This is a genomic window from Psychrobacter fozii (genome assembly GCF_003217155.1).
In the GTDB taxonomy this organism is placed as follows: Bacteria; Pseudomonadota; Gammaproteobacteria; order Pseudomonadales; family Moraxellaceae; genus Psychrobacter; species Psychrobacter fozii.
On record NZ_QJSU01000001.1, the window covers coordinates 643,402 to 661,213 of the forward strand.

Here is a 17,812-nt window from a genome sequence, read left to right on the forward strand (position 1 = left end):
AACCTCGCTTGAAGTATTAAATATACATCTACGTTCGGTTGCCTTGTACTACTTTTAAATTGAATCGACTATAGTAGAACCATTGTCCCTGCTAGAGAGTGGAATTATAACTGTTGTATTAGCCGTTCGCAGTCTTCATTGGTCAGTTTGGCATTCATGACTAAACGAATACGAGCGGTGTTTTCAGGAACGGTGGGTGGTCTAATAGGCAATGCGTAGAACCCTGCTGCCTGTAACTGGTTCGCTTTAGTAAGCGCACGCGCATTATCGCCTAATATATAAGGAATGATAGGAGAGTCATAACTGATATGTTGAGCAGTAGGTGATACACGGTGTTGTGGGTCGATAGCCTGACTAAGTGTGATAGACAATTGCGCTAAATGCATACGTTGATCAGTCAACATTGGCATTTTGGCTAAGATAAAGCGTGTCCAAGCATGATTGATAGGGGGTAATGCCGTACTAAAAATCAGTGGACGCATATGGTTAATCAGCCATTGTTTGACGGCCTCATCACACATGATATAAGCGCCAACTGAAGCGAAGGCTTTCCCAAATGTCCCCACCAAATAATCAATATCGGGCAACGTATTTGTTTCCTCTGCCAGTCCTAAGCCAGTATCACCCAATATCCCAACAGCATGAGCCTCATCGACATACAGCTCAATACGGGCATCTTTGGCTCTTAACTGCACCAACTGAGGTAAGTCAGCACGGTCGCCATCCATACTAAAAATACTCTCAGTGACAATAATAATGCGCTCAACCGTTTCATCTGCTTGCTCAATGAATCTGGCCAAATGCTCGTAATCGTTGTGACGGTAACGACGATAGGTGACCAGTTTGCTTTGGCTCAGACGCAACCCATCGATAATACTCGCATGTACTAGCTTGTCAGCCAAAATAAGTGTTTTGACTGGTAGGGCAGTCAGTGCTGGCAATATACCAAGATTGGCATGATAGCCACTGTTCAATACCAACACTGATTTTGAGGCAGATATGTTCTGCTTGTCGGTAGCATTCTGATACCAGCTTTGCAATTCAGACTCTAATGCTTGCAACTGTATATCATTGCCTGTGAGGAGCCGTGAGGAAGTGGCACTCATTTTAGGGATCTGTGCAGTGGGTAGTTGTTCTATTTGATTAAGAAATTCAGTTCGTAGCTCGATATCACCGCCCAAGCCGAGATAGTCATTACTTGCAATGTTGAGCAAAGCTTTACCCTCGCTCATAACGTACTGCCCCTTATGTTGCAGGTTTGGCAATTGACGATATTGTTGATTTGCTTTGAGGTCTTCGAGCGCTACTTGTAGACGATCAGTGATGAGATTGGTCATTCTTTCTTCCTTAATTTTTGTTATTTGACAGTATTTAAGGCATTTCAATCTTGGTTTTTAGTAGGAAGAGCGTGAAATGAGTAGGGATTATTGCATAAATAGGCTGGTTGTAACAAAAGGTTTCATATCTTGGCCTTTGTAACCCACTCGCTGATGAAAACTTGCAAATCTTAACTCTCATACTATTAAACACTGACAGAGTGTCTGAAATAGTTTGTTACTATTACATTCATCGTAGCAAGCAAGACGATAGGGCTATAAGAGCCAGCATAAATAAATAGATAACTTGTTTGTTTAAATGGATGTTAAGGAGCTAATAATGAAAATTCTACAAAAAACTCTAATCACGCTAGCAGCGGGTTCTTTATTAAGCATGGGCGCACAAGCCGCAACGTCCTATAGCAACGGCTACACTGGTCAACCGTATATCGGTGCCAAAGTCGGTCAGTTTGATTTAGACATTGATAACGCAGATGACCCTACCGCTTATGGTGTCTATGGTGGTTACAACTTCGATTCTACTTTCGGTGTTGAAGCTGAATATGTCGGCTCAGATGACGCTGATTATAGAAACGGTGACCTCGATGCCAAAACTTATGGCGCATACGGTACCGCACGTTATCAGTTCCCAAATACTGGCTTGTACGCCAAAGGTAAGCTAGGTGTGGCTAAGACTGAAGTGGAAGGTGACTATACCAACGGTTTGGTTAAAGTCTCAAACTCTAGCAGTGATACTGGTATTGCTGGTGGTGTAGGTCTTGGTTATTCAGTCAATCCTAATTTTGGTGTCGAAGCTGAGTATTCAATGATGGACAGCGATGTAGATGCCAAACTCTTGACCGTTGGTGCTCAGTTAAAATTCTAAATATTTGTTCTAACCCTTTTTATTGAAGGCTTATCTGATGGGCTTTTCTCATACAGATAATATATAACCAATCAAAAATGTAATTTTAAGGAAATAAAATGAAAACTCTACAAAAAACTCTAATGGCAGTAGTAGCAGGTTCTTTATTAAGCATGGGTGCACAAGCTGCTGGTTCTTATGGTAATGGCTATACTGGCCAGCCGTATGTTGGTGCTAAAGTCGGTCAATTTGATTTAGATACCAATAACGCTGATGATCCAACGGCTTATGGTGTTTATGCTGGTTATAACTTTGATCCTAACTTTGGTCTTGAAGCTGAATATGTAGGCTCAGATGATGCTGATTACCGTGGTGGTGATATCGATGCCAAATCTTACGGTGCTTATGGTACTTATCGCCATGCGTTCGCGGATACCGGTCTATATGCAAAAGGTAAGCTAGGTGTAGCAAGAACTGAAATCGAAGCTACTAACACAGACCTTGGTGGATTTTACGATGGCGAAGATAACGATACTAGCTTAGCTGGTGGTGTAGGTCTTGGTTATTCAGTAACGCCTAACTTCAACGTAGAAGCAGAATACGACATGTTGGGTAGCGATACAGATCTTATGACTGTTGGTGCAAACATCAAGTTCTAAACGTTTGACTAGCTGTACAATGAATAAAAAACGCATCCTTTGGGGTGCGTTTTTTTATTCGTGAAATACAAAACAGTTGTATGCTTTAAGGTTGGAAATTGCTAATATACCGCCGTCAGTTATGGATATGCGATATTTCTACTGACAAAATTCTATCTAAAAGTTAATTGTTAACTGAAATAGCCTTGGAAAATACAATGAGAACGATGCAAAAAACACTATTAACTTTAGTAACTGGTGCTGTGTTAAGTGTAAGTGCACAAGCGGCTGTTAATTATGCAGGTCAGCCATACGCTGGTATAAAAGTGGGTCAGTATAATGCAGAAGATGCTGATGACGAAGCAGTATCGTATGGCGTTTACGGCGGTTACAAATTCACGCCAGAGTTTGGTGTGGAAGCTGAGTATTTAACTACAGGCGATGCCGACGCATTCAATGACAGATTTGAGAAAGCAGAATATAGCGCCGATGTTTATGGCCTATATGCAACATATGATTATGCTTTTCCAAATACAGCAGTATATGCCAAAGGTCGCTTGGGTATTGCAAAAAACGAGATCGATATAGATTACACTGATAAAACTGATTCTTATTATAACGAGAGTTTCAGTGTGTCTGATACAGGTATTGCTGGCAGTTTAGGTCTGGGTTATAACATTACACCTATGGCCTCTATTGAGGCCTTGTATAACGTATATCCTAAAGCTGAAGACATAGATGTTGATAGCATTACTTTAGGTGCTCACTTTAAGTTCTAATCAAATAAAGAATAAATAAAAAACGCATCCTTTTGGGTGCGTTTTTTTTGCGTTGTATTTTTATACTTTCTCTCATGTTTATTAAGCTGTGAACATCATAGATTGATGATTTTTAAGAAGTTATGAATACTAAAAGTGTGTTACATTGAAAGTTAGAATATCAAAAATAAGAGGTATTGCAGCGATGGACATACTTTGGATGATTGAACCTTGGCATTGGCTCGTTTTAGGCTTCATATTGCTGATTGTTGAGATGTTTGTGCCCACATTTGCAAGCCTATGGTTTGGTGCTGCTGCTATCATTGTTGCAGCCCTTTCATGGTTATTGCCGATTTCAGTCTTTGTTCAAGTGATTATTTGGTTGGTGTTATCAGCTATATTTCTGTTGGCATGGTTCAAATTCATTAAGCCGTTATCGATAGACCGTACCAAAGCAGGTTTGGGTGGCAGCGTTATCATTGGTGAAACTGGCATGATTATCGTACAGCCGCAGCCAGATAGGGCGGGTACCGTCAGATTTAGTGTACCTATTGTTGGTGCTGCTGAGTGGGTATGCCGCACGAGAGGGGAACAAGTAGCAGTCGGTGATAGAGTGGTAGTGACCGATATCGTCGGCAACGAGTTGATTGTGAGCAGTATGAAATCGCAGGCAGCGATGAATAATAGTAAACAAATATAATAATAGGGGTGGGTTATGGGAAGCTTTAGTATTGTCATGTTGGTCTTGGTGGCACTGGTGGTGTTTACAGTGTTTAAGGGTGTTCGCATCGTACCGCAAGGCTACAAATGGGTGGTGCAGCGCTTGGGGAAATATAGCCAAACGCTAGAGCCTGGGTTAAATCTGATTATTCCTTTCGTCGATGATGTCGCCTATAAAGTGACGACTAAAGACATCGTGCTTGATATTCCATCACAGGAAGTCATTACTCGAGACAACGTAGTGATTATCGCCAATGCAGTGGCTTACATTAATATCGTACGCCCTGACAAAGCAGTATATGGCATCGAAGATTATGAATATGGTATTCGCAATCTGGTACAGACCTCATTACGCTCAATTATCGGTGAAATGGATCTGGATAGTGCCTTGTCGAGTCGCGACGAAATCAAGATGAAGCTAAAGCATGCAATCTCAGAAGATATCGCTGATTGGGGTATCACGCTGAAGACGGTAGAAATTCAAGATATTAACCCATCGCAAACTATGCAAGCGTCAATGGAAGAGCAGGCGGCGGCAGAGCGTCTACGTCGTGCCACAGTGACCCGTGCTGATGGTCAAAAGCAAGCCGCTATCCTAGAAGCCGATGGGCGTCTAGAGGCCTCGCGCCGTGATGCTGAAGCGCAGGTAGTGCTAGCGAGAGGCTCAGAAGAGTCGATTCGTTTGATTACTAATGCCATGGGTACAGAAGAGATGCCTATTGTTTACTTACTTGGTGAGCAGTATATCAAGGCAATCCGTGAACTGGCTGAATCTGATAACTCAAAAATGGTGGTGTTACCTGCTGATATTTTAAGTACTGTAAAAGGTATGGTGGGTGATAAGTTGAAAGTGTAATAACTATAATTTCAGATAAAAAAAGACCTCGCTTGAGGTCTTTTTTGTGCCATAAATTCACCGTTGCTTTTTAACGTTATTTTTTAACATTGCTTCTTAAAGCTGTTTTAAATCACTTTGGAAAAACGATTCTTGTGCTTTTTCTCCAGATATTCATCAAACACCATAGCGACATTACGACCAAGCAATCGACCTCTTGGTAAGACACGAATACCAGCCGCATCCATATCGATGAGCTTATCGTCTTGCATGGCGCCGAGCTGTGCTATTTCATCAATAAAATAAGTAATAGCATCGATACCGAATTTCTGGTTCACATCTTTAAAATCGACATAGTCGTGACATAGCAAGTTCATAATCACGTATTCACGCAGACGATCTTTAATCGACGTCTTAATGACTTTTACCGCTGGCGTGACAGTAGGATTGATTTTCGCCATATCAATATTGGCTTGATAGGCTTGCAGATCCGTATCATTTTGTAGGATATAGCGGGTACTGGTATTGGCAATCTGACTGATAGAAGAGACACCGAATCCTAATAGGTCGCAGTCACCCATGATGGTGTAACCTTGGAAGTTACGATGTAATTTACCCTCGCGCTGTGCGACAGCGAGTTCATCATCAGGCTTTGCAAAGTGATCAATACCGATATATTGATAGCCGGCGTCGCTCAGCATATTGATAGTATTACCAAGCATCGTAAGCTTCGCTGCTGGATTTGGTAGGTCTTCATCTTTGATCTGACGTTGCGCTTTAAAGCGCTCAGGCAGGTGAGCGTAGTTAAACACTGACAGACGATCTGGTGACATCTCTATGATGCGCTGTACCGTTTGGTTAAAGGTATCAGGCGTTTGATATGGTAAGCCATAAATCAAGTCAATGTTAATAGAGTGAAAGCCAAGTTCGCGCGCCTCGTTGAGGACGTTCTCAATCAATTCGGCGGAATGGACACGATTGACAGCGATCTGTACGGTTTCATCTAAGTCTTGCACACCTAAACTGATACGGTTGAAACCAAGACCACGCAATACTTTTAGTGTGTCTTCGCTCAGCTCGCGCGGGTCAATCTCAATAGAGTAGTCACCCTCATTTTCGGGCAAAAATTCAAACTGCGTCTGCAAAAACTCCCACAGCTGAACCATCTCTTCATCGCGCAAAAATGTGGGTGTACCACCGCCTAAATGTAGCTGCTTGACCAATGGTTTGCTGCTACCTTCAGGCGCCGATAATAAGCGACGCTTATGCTTAATTTCGGCAATTAAGTACTGTAAATAATCACCCGAGTCGCTATTTTTTTTGGTAATAATCTTATTGCAAGCACAGTAGTAGCAAAGATGACGACAGAAAGGGATATGAAAGTATAGAGACAGTGGGGCACGCGTCTCACGGTTCTGCAGAATTTTGGTCTCAAGACTTTCAGCGATTGGCGCGAACTCTAAAGCCGTTGGATAGGATGTATATCGTGGCCCTGAGCGATTGTATTTATGGATGATCGCTTCATCAAAGGCGGGCAGCTGTTTGCTCGTAATACTGCCGCGCATACTGGCATAAGGATTGTCTGGTTGCATGACAGGACGTGTCGTGGTCGGCTGCTCTCCGGCGCGATTATAAGGCTGCTCGATATGGTCAGCACTGTTAGAATGGTTTTGTTCTGAATGTTCTGTCATGCGATATTCCTCGTTTTGACCATATATATTGCTAGGGTTTATGTGGTTCAAAGGTAGCAATTGAAACCGTTCGTTTATGATCACCTTTTTAGTAATATTTATGTCTAAATAGACAGTGGCTAGTATAACAAATCCTTGTTAATAGTGGGGTGAATGGCGAGTACTCTTAGGCAAAACTTATTAAGATAATGAGCTCATGATTGAATCATCAATCACATGAGGTTTTATGACTCAAAACACGACATTTGCGTACCCATGTGTAATCCTCTATTATCGAGAGAGCCTCTTTATAGGAAACACTCATGTCGTTTGCTCAAGTCTATACCCGTTCAGTCGTCGGTTTGCACGCACCTAAGGTTATTATTGAGGTGCACTTGTCGCAAGGTCTGCCTGCATTGACCATTGTCGGTCTGCCTGAGGCTGCGGTACGTGAGAGTAAAGACAGAGTACGATCCGCGATATTGAATTCTGGATTTCAGTTTCCCAATCGCCGTCTCACTATTAACCTAGCGCCTGCGGATTTACCCAAAGATGGCGCAAGATTGGACTTGCCGATTGCTATCGGTATCTTGGCAGCCAGTGATCAGCTTGATCCAGACGTGTTATCAGGATTTGAGTTTATCGGTGAATTGGCGCTAAACGGAAACTTGCGGCAAGTGACAGGCAGTTTGGCAGTGGCACGAGCGATTAAAGCGGAAGGGTTGGCGGCAAAATCATCGAGTAGTCATGAGCAATCACTGACTGAGCCGCTGCCAGTAGAAGCAGTAACATCGGTCAAATTAATCGTGCCAATGGATAATGGGGCAGAAGCCAGCCGTGTCGAGGGAGTGGAGGTATTAGGCGCCCACAGTCTCAAAGCCGTTTGTGACCACTTACAGTCGCTAGCGAATCCAAGCATACCCCATGAGAGTTTGGCAGTCGTCACCCCCAGTCCAGCACCGCAGCATATTGGTTATCAAGTGGACTTGGCCGATGTCAAAGGGCAGCATCATGCGCGGCGTGCACTAGAGATTGCCGCTGCAGGTGGACACTCGATATTATTTACAGGGCCGCCTGGTTCAGGCAAGACATTGATGGCATCGAGGCTACCGACTATTTTGCCAGACCTTAGTGACGAAGATGCGTTAGAAGTAGCCAGTACGTATTCAGTTGCAGACAGCGATTATGACTATGGCACACGACCATTCAGGCAAGTTCATCATACGATATCAGCCGTGGCATTGGTTGGTGGCGGTTCACGTCCGAAACCTGGTGAGATTACGCTGGCCAATAAAGGCGTATTATTCCTTGATGAATTGCCAGAGTTTGATCGTACGGTCTTAGAGGTGTTGCGTCAGCCATTAGAGGCTAAGCAAATAACGATTAGCCGTGCCAATTCACAGATGACCTTTCCCGCAAATTTTCAATTGGTCGCGGCGATGAATCCTTGCCCATGTGGCTATGATGGCGATGCTTCAGGGCGTTGTCGCTGTCGACCCGAGCAGATTAAACGCTATCAAGACAAGCTATCAGGACCGCTATTAGATCGCATTGATTTGCATATCACTGTGCCTGCTTTACCCATTGCCGACTTGCAAAATGCCCAAGTAGGTGAGACCTCTGAACAAGTACGTGTTCGAGTTATTGCTGCTCATAAGCATCAAATGCAGCGACAACAAAAGGTCAATAATGAGCTTAATCCTAGCGAGATTGATAAATATATCCAACTAGGAGAGAGTGAGCAGCAGCTATTACAACTCGCCCAGCAGCGCCTGAATTTATCCGCGCGTGGCTACCATCGAGTATTGCGAGTGGCGCGTACTATCGCAGACCTTTCTGATAGTGTAGATATAACGAGTGTCCATGTATCCGAGGCGCTCAGTTATCGTAGCAAGTGACTTTATTCCCACAAGATGAGCCACACATTCCCACAAGATAAGTTCCACAAGGTAAGCCACAAAAGATGCGACTAACCTTGTGGAAATTTTTGAGATTATAATTATTTAAGCAGATAATCTTGCAGTGCCTGAAAGCTATCAAACGCTTCGGTAGGGTTTAACTCACGAATATCTTGCCCATAGTTATAGCCATAAGACAGTCCAAGCGTGTCCATATTGGCATTTTGTCCGGCTAAGATATCGTTTCTAGAATCACCAATCATCACGGCTTGTTCTGGAGAAACATTCAACGCTTCACAGACATGTAATAGCGGTGCAGGATCAGGCTTTTTGGTCGAGAGGCTATCACCGCCCAATACTTCGCTGAATAAGTCTTGCCAGCCAAATGACTGTAATATCTTCGGTACAAAACGAATGGGTTTGTTGGTCACTAACGCCAGTGTATAACCTGCGTTTTTCAGTTTCTTTAGTCCGTTATCAACATCTGGATAAGCGACGGTTTTGCTGCCACTGAGATTTTTATAAGCCTCAAAAAACAGGTGCTCTGCGTGATCGGCTTCCTCGACCGTTAACTCGTTTTCTAACACTTCTACCTTACCCACTAGCGCGCGCTCTACCAGTAATCTTGAGCCATTGCCTATCCAGTTGCGTATCGTCTCGATAGGGTAGGTCTCTTTTCCCAGCGTGGTTAGCATAGCGTTGGTCGCATCAGCTAAATCAGGCACACTATCAATGAGTGTTCCGTCGAAATCAAAAATCAAAAGTTGCTTATCCATTATTCCTCGCTATTTGAAACAGTTATATTTGTTATGTGGGTTATATTGCGCTTCGTTCCATACCTTAGCATAGCCATGCTTTAAGGCTAGAAAATTTGCTTTTCTAATGTTCTTTGTACGATGAACAGAAGCAATCATTCAACATCTTTATAGCGTTCACGATGCTCGGCTTTCATTCTTAGATAATCTTCGTTTTTACGACACTCGTCCCATTTTTGTTTAAATATGCGCGCTGACTCCGCTTTTATAGGATCCTCGATTTGCCGTGGTAACTCTTCACGCCCATGTGCACCGCTTTGGCCTTTTTTATCATCAGGGACAGCGCCCTTATATTTTTTGCCACCTTTATGATTGGCATAGCGGCGGGCACGGGTATAGCCCATTTGAATAAACTTGCGTGCCATATCAGCACCGACAAAGTCATCAGCAGCCAAATAATCTAAGAATATCTGATAAATAGTATCACTGCTCTCGGTCGCAATGTCAGGATCGGCAAAACGCCAGTGTGGTAATACTTCAGATTTGTATGGCTCTACGAGCAGCACTCCTTGCTCACCACGACCAACACGATACAGCTCGGGCTGCGCACGCAAGTCTAGATTTTTGTAGTCTAAGTCGTAATCAAACTCTCTCATAACGTTACCTGCTAAGGATATCGATATTTAATACACCCTAGTATACTTAGCGGGACTGTTGAAAAAACAGCGTATAAATGTTGTTCAGCTGTGACTGTCAGCGTTATAGTCTGCCTATTATAAAACTGCTTCAATACTATCGCGGGTTGAAGATATTACTTATCAGGAAGCCAATCATCATGAATAAAATAACGACTACGTATTCACGTTTTATGCGGTTAACACAGAACAGCTTTATGATGTCAGCCGTACTGATAAGCATGCTAATCTCTAGTGCAGCTCATAGCGCTTGGTTTGAGGGTTTGATTCCAAAGGGAGAGACATACACGGTACGCGAGATAGATCGTGATTTGGCATTTGTGATTGATGGGTTTATTTATGATGCTCGTACATCTTGTTTCTTAGTAGTGGGTGATCGGGTGATATTTTTCGAAGGACGTCATGGTATTGATTACCGTGCGACGGTTTATGATTTAGACTCGCGTGAGCGTTGTGAGTTACTATTAAGAAAGCGTTTGTGATAAGTAAGAAAGCGCTTATAGTCATTCCACTATAAAAATATTACTGCGTTAATCTTGCTTGAAGTATTTTATATACATCTGAGCATGCTACCTAAACATAAAAATCCAAACATAAAAAAAGCCCCAAACATAAATGTTCGGGGCTTTTTAGAATTCTTAAACGAAATGGTGGCTCGAGGCAGGTTCGAACTGCCGACACACGGATTTTCAATCCGTTGCTCTACCGACTGAGCTATCGAGCCGTCTTCGTTGAGGCGCTATTAAACTAAATATACGCACTGCTGTCAAGCAGTTTTTGCATTATATCTGATAAAAGACGATAAATAGTCAGATATGGGCAAAATTAAACACTCTAGTTGTCAGTTTAGTCTTTGACACGCAGTAGTTCGTACTCGCTCATAATACGATGAATATCCGTATCTACAGGCACAAACTCACGTACGCCTTTTTTCACTTCGGCATCATAGACCAGTTTAATAAACTTGGCATCAATGGCTCGGCCACGATTTTGTGCATGCACTGTTAAATACTGCAAGCGCTTAGCATTAGTCTGCCCATCATCAAAGCAGGCGACAGCAGCGATAGGCTTATCATTGAACATACCGACATAGAGATACTGTCCACGCTTAAATCCTTGCTCAACGAGACTGAGTACATCGGCACCAATGGGCTGAGCATCATCGCTATCATATAAAGCCTGCAGGCGTTCTGCTAGCTCGTTTTCGCGTGCAGGTTTTTTAATCAGTGGGGCATCCAAACTATTGATGGCGATCGCTTCTAAAGGCATAGCAGTTCCTATAAACAGAGGGTTTCTATGATGTGAGACATTATAATGTCATAGAGTGTGGTGTCATAAATTGTCGTGTTATAGCATTAGCGTGCGTCATGATTGATAATACTGAACGCACTATTTTAGCAGAATGAGGTAAATTTGTGCGTGGTTTACGGCTTGGACATAGCAGTAAATGTTAGGTTTTGCTATGATGAAGACAGACAATGCCTAGGGCGTGTCCTCAATTCAATCGATAGTTATCTAAATGGGTTAAAAATGTCTAAATCTTGCCAAACGGCGTCAAATAGCTGACTAATATCTCGATATTATCTGCGCTATTTTCCTTGTTTGACTGCGATTTATCTCATCTTTATCACCATTTTTAAAGTGAGGACACACCCTAGTAGGCATAAATCCTAATATTATTCGTATCATACGCAAACATTGATAGATTTTTTAAATTTTTCATTATTCACTTAATTATTCACTTATTTAAAGACTCGGGCGTGTTTTCGTCCTATTTTATTGACCGCTTTTCACTGATAAAAAACTGATAGAGAGTAGCCATGACAGCCAATGCAACTGAGCAAAACCCATCACAGAACCCGAACCTACATGGTCGTCCAGCGCGTATCGCCACGGTTGAGCGTATCACTGCAGAAACGCAAGTGAAGTGCACTGTCAACCTTGATGGTACGGGTCAAGGCACTGTAGACACTGGTGTACCGTTTTTGGATCATATGATTGATCAAATCAAGCGTCACGGTTTATTTGACTTGGATATCAAGTGCACAGGCGATACCTTTATCGATGATCACCATAGCGTCGAAGATACCGGTATCACCTTGGGACAAGCGTTCAATAAAGCATTGGGCGACAAGAAAGGTATCCGTCGTTATGGGCATTTTTATGCACCACTCGATGAGTCGTTGACTCGCGCCGTTGTCGATCTATCAGGTCGTCCTGGTTTACACATGGACATTCCGTTTACCCGCTCGCACGTGGGCGGTTTTGATGTTGATTTGTTCAGTGAGTTTTTCTACGGCTTCGTCAACCACTCGTGGATGACCGTGCATTTGGACAATCTCAAAGGCAAAAATAGCCATCACCAAATCGAATCGACCTTTAAGGCTTTTGCTCGCGCTCTGCGCATGGCTTGTGAATATGACGAGCGTGCGTTGAATACCTTGCCATCGACCAAAGAGGCTTTCTAAGTCGCATTTAAGGCTCTTCTACGGTGTCAGTCAAGCTTGGCGTACTAGCTGTAAAGCCTGCGCTTGGCTTCCTTGTAGCAAAACCTTATCTACACCCGCGATAATAGAAAAGGCAATAGCCAACAATATAAATGGCTAACGATACAAATAGTACAGTAGTCAAAATATTTAAAAATGAGAACCAATCGATGACCAAAATTGCACTATTAGATTATGGTATGGGTAATTTGCATTCCGCCAGTAAAGCATTGTCAGTGGTCGGGGCAGAAGTCTCTATCACCAACGACCCCAAAGTCGTTGCCGCAGCAGACAAAATCGTCTTCCCTGGTGTCGGTGCCATGCGCGACTGTATCGCTGGCATGCATGATGCTGGGATTGATGACGTCATACGTCAGGCTATATTTAATAAGCCCGTTATGGCCATCTGCATAGGCATGCAGGCGTTGTTTGAGCAGTCAGTTGAAAATGGTGGTACAGACTGTCTTGGCATCTTAAAGGGCACGGTAGAAGCCTTTGACCCTACGTGGAAAGACAAGCAAGGCGCAACTATCAAAGTACCGCATATGGGCTGGAATACCATCAGCGGCATGGATTTTGAGCATCCATTGTGGAATGGCATTCAAGACAATGCACATTTTTACTTTGTGCATAGCTATTACTGCGAGCCTGCCAATCACTCACAAGTGGCTGCGGTATGTGACTATGGTCAGCCGTTTTGTGCCAGTGTCATCCAAGACAATCTATTTGCGACCCAGTTCCATCCAGAGAAAAGCCATACTGCAGGCTTGCAGCTGTTAAAAAACTTTGTAGAGTGGGATATATAAATAGACGATAAACGTGAATTGAATGTTTAATTTAGCAGGAAGGTAGATTATCCATTGTATAATCTGCCTTTTTTGTTCTCAGCTATTACTTTTTTAGCGACCACTTTTTAGCCATCATTGTTTAGTGATACGCTCAGTTGTTTTCTGCTCGTTTATATTTGGAATATCTCAGTGGATTTTACTGCCTTTAAAATGAATATTATCGAGACAACAGGGCTGGCCAAAGATGCTTTGCACATCTATGTCGGTGTTGGTGTCTATTTGCTGTGTTTGGTATTACTGCGTCCTATTTTTAAAAAGCAAGGTATCAGGTCATTCATAGCTGTCATTGTCGTAACTGGCATTGCGTTGTTGGGTGAGTATTTGGACAATCGAGAGACGATTGAGTCGCTAGGCATGGCAGGTTTGAGCCGAGAACAGATTACCGCGAGCATCCGTGATTTGATCAATACGTGCATGCTGTCTTATGTGCTTTATGGCTTAAATAAATGGACCAAGATATTTCATCCAACTAGCAAACCTACCTCGTTGACCAAACGCCATAAAAAAACGGACTATTAATAAGTCCGTTTTTTGATTCTGCTATTTGAATTTATGATTCTAGCAGTTAATCTTATTTTTTGGCTTCATCATACAACTCACGCACCACCTCACCAATCACTCTAATACCATCAGTCAGCGTCTGCTCGTCAGCCGCGATGCTCATACGAATACATTCATGCGCATGCTGATAATCGCTAACATCGACCCCAGGGAAGAAGTATTCACTTGGCACTATCAGCGTGCCTTTTTCTTTGAGACGCTCGTATAGCTCAAGGGTGCTAATCGGCAAATCTTTAAACCACAACCATAAGAAAATCGCGCCTTCAGGCTTATGAATCATCAATGGGTAATCACCCAATGCTTCTTTTAACAGCTTCACGGCAAGGGTCGCCTGCTTTTGATAAAACGGCTTAATCTCGGTATCGGCTAACTGCTTGATACGGTCGTCTTTTACCAATGGCGTGGCAATCGCTGCACCAAAGCGTGTTGGTGCTAAATTCACTACCGCATTCATCGCGCTAACCGCTTCGATCACTTTTGCATCGGCCACGATAATACCCGTACGCATACCGGGTAGGCCAATTTTAGATAGGCTAAAACACAGAATCGTATTGTCATCCCACGTCAAATGCGCGTCTGAATAGATGATGTTAGGGAAGGGCATACCGTAGGCATTATCGATGATAAGAGGTATGTCATAACGTTTGGCAATCTCGGCCAAATGCGCCATTTCTTCATCGGTCAGCACGTTGCCAGTCGGGTTGGTCGGGCGTGAGCAGCAAATCGCGCCGATACGTCCTTCTTTTAGCGCTGGCAAGTTCTCTAATGCATCAAAATCGACACGATATTTAAAGAAGCCTTCCGCGCCGTCATGAGTCACTTCATCGATATGTGGCAATACCGCTGCGAAATGCTGACCTTCGACATGCACGTCGCTATAGCCGATATACTCAGGGGTCAATGGCAGTAGAATGGATTTGTCTACAGACTGGTTCTGTTCATCAGCGAAAGCGCCGCCAAATAGATTAAACAGATAGAAAAACGCATTCTGTGAGCCATTGGTCAGGGCGATGTTTTCTGAGGTCAAATTCCAATCATAATGACGGTTAAAGAAGCCAACCAAGGCATCGATAAAGGCCGAGTCACCTTGCGGATTAGAGTAATTCGCCATGCTGATAATCGCGCTACTATTGGCCTCACCTGTATCGTTATCAGTGCCTAGCGCCTTATACGTCTCCAAAAATAACTCATTGACGGCATCAATTTTGGCAGGGTTACCACCGCCTAGCATGTTGACTGGCTGATCGCTTTTTAGCGCATCGCCTAAATCGTCCATCAATTGTGAGATGCCAGTGGGTTGGGTAAATTTTTGACCGAACTTTGAGAATTTCATAAGACTACCATGCTGTTTTGGAGGGTTTGATAAGAAGGAATTTGATTGAAAAAAGTTAGGCTAGTATAGCAAATGAGGGCTAGTATAGCAAATGAGGGCTAGGTAATCCCCCCCCAATAAATAAGCAAACAGCATGGCTGATATTGGTTTATATGCTGATACGTTGAACGAATCAAAAAACGCCTCCTATATGAATAGAGGGCGTTTTGGTTTTCAGGCGACACAAGCGCTAGAGCCTATCAAGCTAACGCTTCAATCAGAGCCAAATAACTCTACAATTGCTTATTAATAGTTGACAAATATCAGTATTCATCTAGTATGAGACTTAGACCTATAAATAGATTTTATCATTGTGCTTCACAATGAGTGATTTTCAAGCTACTACTCCTTTTAAGCTCATGAGGTTCTATGAGGCTCTTGGTTTGTCGTAGGGTTCCTAGTGTATTATATTGCGAAAGAGTATTTATAGGTCTTTCCCTCTTATAAGAATTAAATATGAACGATTTCTCTAAATTAAAAGCATTACAAAAAACAACGACCCTTTCCGAACTGGCTCATCTACTCCGAGTTCAACCTAAGACTCTTTCCTACAATATTTATATCATTGATAAAAATAAAACTACCACTAAAAAATATTCGGAATTTAGTATTCCAAAAAAAAGTGGTGGGACGAGAATAATCCTAGCACCGAATCAGAATTTGAAGTTCATACAATCCCAATTATCGAAAATACTTTATAGTTGCATCGATGAAATCAATAAAGAGAAGGGGGTTACAGGCAGCTTATCTTTCGGCTATCGGAAGAAAAGCTCTATATTTGATAATGCTAAGGTACATAAAAAGAAAAAATTTGTTTTTAATATAGATTTAAAGAACTATTTTGACTCAATTAATTTTGGTCGGGTGAGAGGTTTCTTTATAAAAAATAGAAATTTTTGTTTAGATGAGAACGTAGCTACTGTAATTGCACAAATTGCTTGTCATAATAACATCCTCCCTCAGGGAAGCCCTGTGTCACCAGTTATATCAAACTTAATTGGACATATTTTAGATATTAGATTATCAAAAATAGCTAGTAGTTGTGGCTGTAGTTATTCCAGATATTGTGATGATATTACTTTCTCAACCAATGAAAAAGTGTTTCCTAAAAAATTGGCTTACTCGAATACTGATAAGACTTGGCATCCTAGTAAACTGCTTATCAGCATAGTGTCTCAGAGTGGTTTTGAGATTAATATGCAGAAAGTTAGAATGAGTCTTTTTTATTCTCAACAACGAGTTACTGGATTAACGGTTAATAAAAAAGTCAATACCACAAGAGCTTATAGGGATCTAGTAAGAGCTTTAGTTCACAGTTTATGTACTAAAGGTGATTTTGAATTTCGGGGAGATTTTTACAAAGATAAGATTTCAGAAACTAATAAGCTAAATAGCTTACAAGGTATGTTGAACTATATATCTCGTATTGAATATCAAGAATTGAGAGGTAATCGAGAAAATAAAAGGTTCTATCCAAATATTAATAAGCTTACAAAAAGTGAAATAACTCTTAGAGATTATGTCTTATTCAGATATTTTTTTAACCCTGAAAAAGTGACTATATTTGGTGAAGGGAAAACTGATAAATCTCACTTAAAGCATTATTTAAACTTCAGGTCCAATATTGATACTAGCAAAAACCCTATGCCTGAAAGCTTCTCTGATTGGAAAAATATGAACTTCCATGATTTTGAAAGTAGAATTTTTGATGTAATATCTAAAAGTGGTGGGACAGGTGACATAAAAAAATTAGTTACAGAGTATAAGAAATACTGTAATAAATTTTGTATACCTGAAGTTCAAAACCCAGTAATTATCCTTGTAGATGACGACGATGGTAGTGCAGACCTTCTAATGAAATTAGAAAAAGTAAAGAAAGATAAGTTAATCAAAGTTGTTAGAAAGGATTTCTATCATATTGATAATAATCTATATTTAATATTTCTACCTAGAATTAATTCTACTGATACAGACATCGAAAGCTTTTATTCTAAAGAAGTGATTGATATACCAAGAAATGGTTTATATTTCGAAAAATCCAACTTATCTAATAACAAACGAAATTATAGCAAGAAAGTATTTGCTACCGAGATAATACCTCGAAATCAAGAGTTAGTCGATTGGTCAAAATTCGATCAAATTTTTGAAAAAGTTCAGCTAGCTATCGAGCACTTTCAAAGTAAGAAGTGACTCCACATAATATTGAGTTTTATTGTGGCTATATGGATAAGAGACACAACAAGCTATTGCTATAATCTTGTCGGAATTTGCAGACAGTAGTGAATTAAAAACCCCCTATTTGAACTGACCCCCAAATATTGGACGGTTTAAGTTTATATCAAGGACTGAGTTCTGTATTGCACAGGACTCAGTCCTTTTAGTTTAAGCTGAATTC

Annotated in this window: 19 protein-coding genes and 1 tRNA gene; 12 read left to right on the forward strand and 8 right to left on the reverse strand. The window is 41.8% G+C overall.

What is annotated here, in order from left to right:
* Positions 1-104 precede the first annotated feature (104 nt).
* On the reverse strand, positions 105-1,337 hold the full coding sequence (locus tag DFP82_RS02710; protein ID WP_110922172.1) for an 8-amino-7-oxononanoate synthase: 1,233 nt from the start codon (positions 1,335-1,337) through the stop codon (positions 105-107).
* A 319-nt stretch (positions 1,338-1,656) separates the two neighbouring features.
* Between DFP82_RS02710 and DFP82_RS02715 the strand changes: the two genes are divergently transcribed.
* The 5 genes from DFP82_RS02715 to DFP82_RS02735 all read left to right on the forward strand — a co-directional run bounded on the left by DFP82_RS02715 (position 1,657) and on the right by DFP82_RS02735 (position 5,153).
* A complete protein-coding gene (locus tag DFP82_RS02715) occupies positions 1,657-2,202 on the forward strand; it encodes a porin family protein (RefSeq protein WP_110922173.1) in 546 nt (181 codons plus the stop codon).
* Positions 2,203-2,300: 98 nt separating this feature from the next.
* The gene (locus DFP82_RS02720; RefSeq protein WP_110922174.1) at positions 2,301-2,840 is read left to right on the forward strand and encodes a porin family protein; all 540 of its coding nucleotides are present in this window, start codon (positions 2,301-2,303) and stop codon (positions 2,838-2,840) included.
* 197 nt (positions 2,841-3,037) lie between these two features.
* Positions 3,038-3,598 carry a porin family protein gene (locus DFP82_RS02725; RefSeq protein WP_110922175.1) on the forward strand — a complete coding sequence of 187 codons (561 nt, stop codon included), beginning with the start codon at positions 3,038-3,040 and terminating at the stop codon, positions 3,596-3,598.
* A gap of 184 nt (positions 3,599-3,782) precedes the next feature.
* Positions 3,783-4,277, forward strand: a complete 495-nt coding sequence (locus tag DFP82_RS02730) for an NfeD family protein (protein WP_245905602.1) — start codon at positions 3,783-3,785, stop codon at positions 4,275-4,277.
* Positions 4,278-4,292: 15 nt separating this feature from the next.
* Positions 4,293-5,153, forward strand: coding sequence for an SPFH domain-containing protein (locus DFP82_RS02735; protein WP_110922177.1), 861 nt, complete (start codon positions 4,293-4,295; stop codon positions 5,151-5,153).
* Between the two features lie 107 nt (positions 5,154-5,260).
* Here DFP82_RS02735 and hemN read toward each other — a convergent pair whose 3' ends face one another.
* On the reverse strand, positions 5,261-6,724 hold the full coding sequence (gene hemN / locus DFP82_RS02740; protein WP_425450587.1) for an oxygen-independent coproporphyrinogen III oxidase: 1,464 nt from the start codon (positions 6,722-6,724) through the stop codon (positions 5,261-5,263).
* A 401-nt stretch (positions 6,725-7,125) separates the two neighbouring features.
* Between hemN and DFP82_RS02745 the strand changes: the two genes are divergently transcribed.
* Positions 7,126-8,700, forward strand: coding sequence for a YifB family Mg chelatase-like AAA ATPase (locus DFP82_RS02745; protein ID WP_110922179.1), 1,575 nt, complete (start codon positions 7,126-7,128; stop codon positions 8,698-8,700).
* A gap of 101 nt (positions 8,701-8,801) precedes the next feature.
* Here the strand turns inward: DFP82_RS02745 and DFP82_RS02750 are convergent, their stop codons facing one another.
* Both DFP82_RS02750 and DFP82_RS02755 read right to left on the reverse strand, forming a co-directional pair.
* A complete protein-coding gene (locus DFP82_RS02750; RefSeq protein WP_110922180.1) occupies positions 8,802-9,476 on the reverse strand; it encodes a phosphoglycolate phosphatase in 675 nt (224 codons plus the stop codon).
* A 134-nt stretch (positions 9,477-9,610) separates the two neighbouring features.
* Positions 9,611-10,111, reverse strand: a complete 501-nt coding sequence (locus tag DFP82_RS02755; protein ID WP_110922181.1) for a DUF4385 domain-containing protein — start codon at positions 10,109-10,111, stop codon at positions 9,611-9,613.
* A 179-nt stretch (positions 10,112-10,290) separates the two neighbouring features.
* Here DFP82_RS02755 and DFP82_RS02760 point away from each other — a divergent pair, with 179 nt between their 5' ends.
* Entirely contained in the window at positions 10,291-10,632 is a 342-nt protein-coding gene (locus tag DFP82_RS02760) for a hypothetical protein (RefSeq protein WP_110922182.1), read from the forward strand.
* A 166-nt stretch (positions 10,633-10,798) separates the two neighbouring features.
* Here DFP82_RS02760 and DFP82_RS02765 read toward each other — a convergent pair.
* Together DFP82_RS02765 and DFP82_RS02770 are read right to left on the reverse strand one after the other, a co-directional pair.
* A tRNA-Phe gene (locus tag DFP82_RS02765) sits at positions 10,799-10,874 on the reverse strand.
* Between the two features lie 122 nt (positions 10,875-10,996).
* The gene (locus tag DFP82_RS02770) at positions 10,997-11,419 is read right to left on the reverse strand and encodes a hypothetical protein (RefSeq protein WP_110922183.1); all 423 of its coding nucleotides are present in this window, start codon (positions 11,417-11,419) and stop codon (positions 10,997-10,999) included.
* Between the two features lie 551 nt (positions 11,420-11,970).
* On the opposite strand from DFP82_RS02770, the gene hisB reads away from it, so the two are divergent.
* From hisB to DFP82_RS02785, 3 genes are all read left to right on the forward strand, one after another.
* Positions 11,971-12,618 carry an imidazoleglycerol-phosphate dehydratase HisB gene (gene hisB, locus DFP82_RS02775; RefSeq protein WP_110922184.1) on the forward strand — a complete coding sequence of 216 codons (648 nt, stop codon included), beginning with the start codon at positions 11,971-11,973 and terminating at the stop codon, positions 12,616-12,618.
* 188 nt (positions 12,619-12,806) lie between these two features.
* Positions 12,807-13,442 (forward strand): imidazole glycerol phosphate synthase subunit HisH, encoded by a 636-nt coding sequence (gene hisH / locus DFP82_RS02780; protein ID WP_110922230.1) that lies wholly within the window; start codon positions 12,807-12,809, stop codon positions 13,440-13,442.
* A 171-nt stretch (positions 13,443-13,613) separates the two neighbouring features.
* Complete coding sequence (locus DFP82_RS02785) at positions 13,614-14,003, forward strand: hypothetical protein (protein WP_110922185.1); 390 nt, start codon at positions 13,614-13,616, stop codon at positions 14,001-14,003.
* Positions 14,004-14,055: 52 nt separating this feature from the next.
* Here DFP82_RS02785 and DFP82_RS02790 read toward each other — a convergent pair whose 3' ends face one another.
* The gene (locus DFP82_RS02790) at positions 14,056-15,378 is read right to left on the reverse strand and encodes a valine--pyruvate transaminase (protein WP_110922186.1); all 1,323 of its coding nucleotides are present in this window, start codon (positions 15,376-15,378) and stop codon (positions 14,056-14,058) included.
* A 133-nt stretch (positions 15,379-15,511) separates the two neighbouring features.
* Between DFP82_RS02790 and DFP82_RS14670 the strand changes: the two genes are divergently transcribed.
* Both DFP82_RS14670 and DFP82_RS02795 read left to right on the forward strand, forming a co-directional pair.
* Positions 15,512-15,667, forward strand: a complete 156-nt coding sequence (locus DFP82_RS14670; RefSeq protein ID WP_181416221.1) for a hypothetical protein — start codon at positions 15,512-15,514, stop codon at positions 15,665-15,667.
* 206 nt (positions 15,668-15,873) lie between these two features.
* The gene (locus DFP82_RS02795; protein ID WP_110922187.1) at positions 15,874-17,607 is read left to right on the forward strand and encodes a retron Ec67 family RNA-directed DNA polymerase/endonuclease; all 1,734 of its coding nucleotides are present in this window, start codon (positions 15,874-15,876) and stop codon (positions 17,605-17,607) included.
* A 143-nt stretch (positions 17,608-17,750) separates the two neighbouring features.
* Here DFP82_RS02795 and DFP82_RS14920 read toward each other — a convergent pair whose 3' ends face one another.
* Positions 17,751-17,810: an IS3 family transposase gene (locus tag DFP82_RS14920; protein ID WP_077447752.1), complete on the reverse strand. Its 60-nt coding sequence runs from the start codon at positions 17,808-17,810 to the stop codon at positions 17,751-17,753.
* Positions 17,811-17,812 lie beyond the last annotated feature (2 nt).